Raw genomic sequence first — 7,319 nt, forward strand, 5'->3', positions numbered from 1 at the left:
GCCAAACTAGAGTATCTTACACTGCTTACTTGCAAGAATATTTTATAGATATCTTTAATGCATGGATAACCGGACAAAATATGAACATCCTGATTTTTTCTTGTTTTTAAATTTATACTTCTTTTTTAGAGACTGCGAAACTCGTGATAACTTAATTCAGGCCCATCAATTCTAATCGGAATAACTTTAGCTGCTGTTTTTGCCGCCACAAAAGCAGCACCATCATAAATTTTCATCAGTGAACCATGAACGCTAATTCTTCCTTCAGGAAAAATGACGATCGGACGCCCTTTTTCTATTTCTCTAACTAAAGTTCGAATAGCCATTGGGTTGGCAGGATCAAGCGGAACAACATCGGCATAGGGTTTTAATAATTTAATAAAGCGTGGTGTGCCGATAGATGAATAAACAGCAAAAAGCGGGCGAATAGGTAAAAAAAGAGCGAGTAGGATACCGTCTAAAAAAGAGACATGATTAGGTGTTATTAAACATCGCTCATATTCTTTAAGTTTTATTTCACCAACCACAGTCACGCGAAAAAAAACTGGAATATTGCGCGCAATAATTTTATCAGCATATCTCTTTCCTTACTCCTTAATGTTATTGATCATTTTAGAGTACATCTTTCACCGAAGATGACTAACATGGCAAAATTGAGATCATACAAAGTATTTTTTATCGTTTTGCAAAAAATGGTCTATTTGGTAAACAATTTTTGTCGTCGGTAAGGCAGCATCAATAATGTGATCAGCAGTATCTAAATAGTAGCCTTCTCTTTCATTCATTACTTCAGCTATCTCTTCTGCTAAGGCCTTACCTGTTAATGTTGGTCGTTGTGAAATTTCAGGATCAGCAGACAGACGCCTAATCAATACATCAGATGGGGCTTGTAAATAAATAATACAGCCATTTTTTTTCATAAAATCACGATTTTCTTTCAGTAAAATAATCCCTCCTCCCGTTGAGATCACTGAGTTTGGCTGTTGTATTGATCGCAACACGCTGGACTCCAAACCACGAAAGCAATCCCAACCATCTCGTTCAACTAACTCGGCAATACTTATTTTAGCATTTTGTTTAATTAACAAACCGGTATCAAAAAAATGACACATCCTAGATTCAGCTAACGTTCTTCCTACTGTTGTCTTCCCTGCACCTCTTGGTCCAATAAGATAAAGCATATCAAGTCGTCCTAATCGATAATTTATTTAATTAGTTAGAATATATATGTCAGCTTACAAGCGAGATTTAAAATTTACAAAAATAAAAATTCTAAATTCCCTCGATTAAAATAAAGCCACAAAACAACAGTGTGGCTCAAAAAAAAGTCAAGTAATGACTCAAGAACGTGTTAAATTATCTCCATAACCAATCCATTTATAAGTTGTTAATGCATCTAATCCCATCGGACCTCTTGCATGCAGTTTTTGTGTGCTTACCGCAACCTCTGCACCTAAACCAAATTGTCCGCCATCTGTAAATCGCGTACTGGCATTAACATAAACAGCCGCAGAATCAACGCGCTGAACAAAATAATCAGCTTGTTGAATTGATTGGGTCAAAATAGCATCAGAATGGGCCGTTCCATAATCCCGAATGTGATCAATGGCAGCATCGATATCGTTGACTACTTTAACGTTAACATCAAGCGATAACCATTCATCGCGGTAATTCTGCTCCAACACTTCAACAACGCTTGCCGGGCTTGACTTTAAATAGGACATTGCATGCCGACTGGCATATAGCGTCACATTTTGCTCAGCCATTTTCTCAGCCAAAAGCGGTAGAAATGTAGCCGCAATACTTTTATGAACTAATAACGTTTCCAATGAATTACATGCACTTGGACGCTGCACTTTAGCATTCACGATCAGTGGTAGTGCTTTGTTAAAATCAATATGCTGATCGACATAAATATGACAGACACCAATACCACCAGTGATCACTGGGATGGTTGATTGTTCACGGCATAGCTTATGTAAACCTGCACCACCACGCGGGATCAACATATCTACATAGCGATCCATTTTCAGCAATTGGGTTACTAATTTTCTGTCTGGATCATCAATAGATTGAACCGCTGCCTGTGGAATATCATTTTGTTGCAACGCTTGCTGAATAACTTTAACAATTGCTTGATTAGTCTGTGAGGTCTCTTTACCACCACGTAAAATTACCGCATTACCGGTTTTCAAACATAACGAGGCAACATCGATCGTTACATTCGGACGCGCTTCATAAATAACACCAATCACGCCCAGTGGAACACATCGACGTTGTATATTTAAGCCATTATCTAATAAACCGCCATCGAGTATACGTCCAACCGGATCAACTAATTGACATACCTTTCTTACATCATTCGCAATAGCATCTAATCGCTCAACAGTTAGCAATAGTCTGTCTTGCATAGCTGCACTCATATAGCCAGCTTTTGCGGTTTCCATATCCTGAGCATTAGCAGCTAAAATTGCATCACTCTGTTGTTGCAGGCAATCAGCTATATCCATTAAGACATTATTTTTCTGTTTTGTATTTAACCCTGCTAGGTACCATGAAGCATGTTTAGCCGCTTTGCCTATTTTTTCCAACATCATTTACTCACTATCATATCGTCACGGTGAACAGCAACAGCACCATACTCATAACCCAAAATTCGATTAATTTCTTGCGAATGATATCCTGCGATTAGGCGTAAAGCATCGCTATTATAATGACTCACCCCATGCGCTAAATCTTTGCCTAATAAATTAAGAATACGCACAACGTCGCCGCGCGAAAAATTACCACTAATTTTCATTATTCCTTTTGGTAATAATGAGCTGCCTTTTTGCTGGATAGCCAGAGCAGCACCCTCATCGACAACAATTTCACCCGCCAGAGGCGCGCCAAAAATCCACCGTTTTCGGTTTTCCATCGGCGTTTTTAAGCGATGAAACTTTGTTCCTACTTGCAGACCTTCGAGCACATTTGCGATCACATTAAGCTTATCACCGGCGGCAATAATTACTTCAATTCCCGCTCGGCCAGCAATGCCCGCTGCTTGCAACTTTGTTGCCATTCCACCAGTGCCTAAACCGGTCACACTATCACCTGCCATGCATCTCAGTTCATCATTGATATCATGAACTTCAGTGATCAATTGTGCATTTGGATTGTTGCGTGGATCTGCGGTATACAGTCCCTCTATATCCGTTAATAATAGTAACTTATCAGCATCAGCTAAAATTGCAACCAATGCCGATAAATTATCATTATCACCAACTTTAATTTCGGCTGTCGCAACGGCATCATTTTCATTAATAACAGGAATAATACGGTTATCCAGTAACGCTTGTAATGTGTCGCGTGCATTCAAAAAACGTTCGCGATCTTCAATATCAGCTCGGGTCAATAACATCTGACCAATATTAATATCATAAATGGAAAACAACCGTTCCCAAAGTTGGATCAGATGGCTTTGCCCAACCGCCGCGAGTAATTGTTTCGAAGCAATTGTTTCAGGTAATGTTGGATAACCTAAATGCGCTCGACCAGCAGTAATTGCACCCGAAGTGACAATGATAATGTAGTGACCTTTTTCATGCTGCTGTGCGCATTGTCGCACTAATTCAACAATACGAGCCTGATCCAAACAACGCGATCCACCCGTTAATACACTTGTTCCTAATTTTATCACCAAAATTTGGCTATTGTTCATCATGCTTCTGCCATTAACTCTCTATAACAATAAATATTTAGTCATCAGTTTTACCAAGTAAGAAGCGTTATGCCAACTGACATAACGCAATTTTAATGAAAAGTTAATTTTACAATAGTTGCCAACAATATAAGCTATATATTAATTGCAACCATTTTGGGGCAAGGGGTTAATGTTAATTCCAATGTATTAAGTGAATCACCTAAACGTTTGTGGAATTCTTGCAATGTCTCTTCAAGCGACTTGATAATATTTGATTTATTAATTTCGATATGCTGCCAATTACCCGCTTTATCAAACATACCTAATTTATAATGATATACAAATCCGTCAAGTTCTCGTCTTAATTCCAACCACCATCCCCAAAATTCACGCTTTTCTGGAGCAGTCTTTGCATTAACACAAATAGCAAGGCAGTCGAAAAAAAAGAGATCATCCTGACATTGAGATTCGCGGAGATAAGGTCCTAACCTGGTAAAATGCTTCAATAATTTACTTTTAGAATAATTTGAAGTTAAAGCCATAATAAGGATCTCCTTGTTGTTAAGCTACCTTTTTAGCAAATAAGGAAAAATAATCAAGTAATCACAACGATTATTCAATTTTGCTTTTCAGCCAACTCACTACTGTAGAAAGTGACTGATGAAAATTTTGATACAACGGCTTGGTTGGTAAAGTCAATAACTTACCGTCAATGGACGAACGTACGACAAGTAGTGCGTCTTCTTTAGGACTAAAAATATCATTTTGCCAGTTGACAGCCATAAACGGTACAGAACAGCGACGCCCTAATAATCCCTGTTTTTTTAGCGAATAACAACTTAGTTCTGAACGTAAAACAGCTTCATCTACCTGATAGAAACCTAATCGACTGGCAAAGAGGTCAATATTCATTACCGGTATTTGATCCTGATATTTTTGTTCAGTAAGCAAGCTGTGGACGATGGACCCTAAAACTGCAACGCCTTTTAAGCGTTTGGGTTCTAAATAAGCTAAGCGAAGTGCAATATTGGCACCAAAACGCAAACCAATTACACCTATTCGAGTATGATCGATCCATGGAATATTAGCCAATTGATTAAGTACCTGTTGATGCAGCGCGCTAGTATCCTGAGAAAGTTTATATTTAATAGAATAGCCAATTGATGGCATATCCAGGGTTAACATAGCAAAACCTTGCGGGGCCAGATAGTTGCTGAAAAGGCGATAATAATCTAGCTGTAAACTATCTAATGTGCCACAAACTAAAATCGTGGGACACGGGCCTTGGCTGGTATCGGGTAAATGTAAAAAACCAATCACCTCTTTTTTACCATCCGCTATTTTGAAAGAAATTTTTTTCAGTCGAAAATCGGTCAATTGCGCTGCATTTTCATAAGCTTTATTAGCTAATAACACCGCTTGTTCGGCAAGATTATCACCTTTAAGATGAGGATATGCGGCAATACTATATAAATTAGCTGCCCGTAACCAAGCTTGGCTTGCTGCTATTTTTGTTGGCAATTCAAATGCTTTTTTCTGCCAGCCCATCGCTTGTTGTGACCACTCATAAGCCCAATTTCCAGCCCATCGTTGCCACGCCAAATCCATATTAGCCGATTAAGCATAAGATACCAACTAATGATGCGGCGTGCGATATTTGAAGCCAAAACGTGCGATAAATGGCGAGCTACTTTTGTTTCCATCAGTGCAACGGAATTACACTGTTATTTTTCATCAGACGTATTTTCGACCGTTTTAGAGATGCGATTAACGGGATAATATTTGTAGATGCTTGCTAATGAAATGCCATACAGTAATGCAAGCTGTTTTCTACCATGACCGGCCTCAAGTAATTTTTTAGCCTGCTCTTGCTGTGCAGACGATAATGAGCAAGGTCTGCCGCCGATACGTCCCCTACTTCTCGCTGCGGCTAGACCTGCCTGAGTACGTTCAACAATGAGTTCTCGCTCCATTTGTGCCAACGCACTCATCACATGAAAGAAAAAACGGCCTGCGGATGAAGAGGTGTCGATAGAATCCGTCAAACTGTGAAAGTGAATCCCTTTATCTTCCAGTTCAGAGATTAAACCGATTAAATGTTTGATGCTGCGGCCTAATCTATCCAGTTTCCAGACAACTAACGTATCGCCCGCTTTTAAGAAATTTAAAGCACGTTTTAATCCGGGTCTCTGGTCTGTTTTTCCACTGATTTTATCCTCAAAAATCTGGTCACAATTTGTACAAATGAGTGATTTTCGTTGTAAATCGGTGTTTTGGTCATTTTTTGACACCCTCATATAGCCTATTTTTGCCATTTTTGCCCTTGCTCCTCCCTCTAAAAGCCTTGTAATCGCTGGTTATTAACCAAATTATAGCCAAATCTTCAATTCTATAAAACCTTGGTTTGTTAGAAACGGTAGATTGTGCAAAAAATGCACTGGATAAACGTACTGGCGGCACCGTTAATGGTCCGCTGACGGTAGAGGGGGCCGTCAATGCCACTGCTCCGGATTATCTTGTGAAGTCTGGCATCTCCCATGACAAGGCCAATAATGCCCGTAATACGCAAGGGCTGCGCTTGCAGGGCGAAGGCTCTCAGGGCAGTGATATCTTTTTCTGGGAGCAGATAGGAAAATCGGCTGCCATGAAGTTTCATGTCTGGTCCGGGGGGCAAGACGGCGTATTTGAGTTTCACAATACGGGCGTGTTGCTCACCAACGGCGGGGCGCAATTTGGTGGCAATATCCACGTCTCATGGGGTGGTCGTAGCGCAATCTTTCATGAAAATGGTGATGTGACGGGTCCCATTTGGGGTGGGCCGTTGAGTGCCTGGATTAAAAATCGCACACAAGCTTCTGGTGGTCGTGGCGGATGGTGGTACAAGGACGAGTCATCAGGCTTCATTCTTCAAGGGGGGGTAGTCAACCGTAGCGGCGATAATACACGAGTTAATTTTCCAATCGGTTATAGAAGGGAGTATTTTGGCGTCCAGATGACGCTTTCTGCATGGAGACGATCAAGTGCGTCAAATATATTTGCAACGGGTATTGAAAATAGCGGATTTAACGCAGTGATGTATGGGCAGGAAGTCGAAGCAAACTGGTGGTCTGTGGGGGTCTGACAATGAGTTACGGATATAGCGCAAAAACGAATACATTCTATTTGATTGAAAACCAGAAAGGTTACGCCGAGCATGGCAACTGGCCGGATGATGTCAAACCCGTTAGCGATGAACTATGGGAAAAGTACTGTGTGCATGGGCCAACGGGCAAGACGCGCGGTGCAGGCAAAGATGGCCTGCCTTGCTGGGTCGACGTTCCTCCGCCAACGCCGGAAGAAGTAAGGCGCAGTGCTGAATTCATGAAGCAGCAGAGGATGGACGAAGCGACACGTGCTATGGCCCCCCTTCAGGACGCCGTAGACCTCGACATGGCGACAGACGCCGAAAAAGTGGCGCTGCTGGCCTGGAAAAAATACCGGGTGCTGCTAAATCGTCTCGATATCAGCAAAGCGCCGGATATTGCGTGGCCGGAAGCACCTAAGCAAGATTAACAAATCTTAATGAGTGCGATACCAGCCCATAAGAGTAACAAAAGCATTTGTTATATTAATTTCGCTACCACCTCCGGTTTTTCCA

Annotated in this window: 8 protein-coding genes and 1 pseudogene; 2 read left to right on the top strand and 7 right to left on the bottom strand. The window is 41.0% G+C overall.

The window, feature by feature from the left end:
• Positions 1-125: 125 nt before the first annotated feature.
• From CBG25_RS09975 to CBG25_RS10005, 7 genes and pseudogenes are all read right to left on the bottom strand, one after another.
• The gene (locus CBG25_RS09975; RefSeq protein ID WP_290606398.1) at positions 126-527 is read right to left on the bottom strand and encodes a 1-acyl-sn-glycerol-3-phosphate acyltransferase; all 402 of its coding nucleotides are present in this window, start codon (positions 525-527) and stop codon (positions 126-128) included.
• A 132-nt stretch (positions 528-659) separates the two neighbouring features.
• Positions 660-1,181: a shikimate kinase AroL gene (gene aroL / locus CBG25_RS09980; protein WP_290606399.1), complete on the bottom strand. Its 522-nt coding sequence runs from the start codon at positions 1,179-1,181 to the stop codon at positions 660-662.
• A gap of 159 nt (positions 1,182-1,340) precedes the next feature.
• Positions 1,341-2,594, bottom strand: coding sequence for a glutamate-5-semialdehyde dehydrogenase (proA, locus tag CBG25_RS09985; protein WP_290606401.1), 1,254 nt, complete (start codon positions 2,592-2,594; stop codon positions 1,341-1,343).
• On the bottom strand, positions 2,594-3,703 hold the full coding sequence (gene proB / locus CBG25_RS09990) for a glutamate 5-kinase (RefSeq protein WP_290606403.1): 1,110 nt from the start codon (positions 3,701-3,703) through the stop codon (positions 2,594-2,596). Before proB ends, proA begins: the two co-directional genes overlap by 1 nt.
• Positions 3,704-3,834: 131 nt before the next feature.
• Positions 3,835-4,224 carry a sigma factor-binding protein Crl gene (gene crl / locus CBG25_RS09995; RefSeq protein WP_290606405.1) on the bottom strand — a complete coding sequence of 130 codons (390 nt, stop codon included), beginning with the start codon at positions 4,222-4,224 and terminating at the stop codon, positions 3,835-3,837.
• Positions 4,225-4,294: 70 nt separating this feature from the next.
• A pseudogene (gene frsA / locus CBG25_RS10000) lies at positions 4,295-5,385 on the bottom strand (esterase FrsA).
• Between the two features lie 21 nt (positions 5,386-5,406).
• Entirely contained in the window at positions 5,407-5,997 is a 591-nt protein-coding gene (locus CBG25_RS10005) for a recombinase family protein (protein ID WP_290606407.1), read from the bottom strand.
• 89 nt (positions 5,998-6,086) lie between these two features.
• Between CBG25_RS10005 and CBG25_RS10010 the strand changes: the two genes are divergently transcribed.
• On the top strand, positions 6,087-6,803 hold the full coding sequence (locus CBG25_RS10010) for a hypothetical protein (protein ID WP_290606409.1): 717 nt from the start codon (positions 6,087-6,089) through the stop codon (positions 6,801-6,803).
• A 2-nt stretch (positions 6,804-6,805) separates the two neighbouring features.
• Positions 6,806-7,234: a tail fiber assembly protein gene (locus tag CBG25_RS10015; RefSeq protein ID WP_290606411.1), complete on the top strand. Its 429-nt coding sequence runs from the start codon at positions 6,806-6,808 to the stop codon at positions 7,232-7,234.
• Positions 7,235-7,319: the final 85 nt, after the last annotated feature.

Origin of the sequence: Arsenophonus sp. ENCA (assembly GCF_002287155.1) — a bacterium.
Taxonomy (GTDB): domain Bacteria; phylum Pseudomonadota; class Gammaproteobacteria; order Enterobacterales; family Enterobacteriaceae; genus Arsenophonus; species Arsenophonus nilaparvatae.

What these genes read in the sequence shown, in the direction of transcription:
- CBG25_RS10015 (WP_290606411.1), top strand. Translation starts at nt 6,806, where the DNA reads ATGAGTTACGGATATAGCGCAAAAACGAATACATTCTATTTGATTGAA.
- aroL (WP_290606399.1), bottom strand. Translation starts at nt 1,181, where the DNA reads ATGCTTTATCTTATTGGACCAAGAGGTGCAGGGAAGACAACAGTAGGA.
- proB (WP_290606403.1), bottom strand. Translation starts at nt 3,703, where the DNA reads ATGATGAACAATAGCCAAATTTTGGTGATAAAATTAGGAACAAGTGTA.
- proA (WP_290606401.1), bottom strand. Translation starts at nt 2,594, where the DNA reads ATGTTGGAAAAAATAGGCAAAGCGGCTAAACATGCTTCATGGTACCTA.
- crl (WP_290606405.1), bottom strand. Translation starts at nt 4,224, where the DNA reads ATGGCTTTAACTTCAAATTATTCTAAAAGTAAATTATTGAAGCATTTT.
- CBG25_RS10005 (WP_290606407.1), bottom strand. Translation starts at nt 5,997, where the DNA reads ATGGCAAAAATAGGCTATATGAGGGTGTCAAAAAATGACCAAAACACC.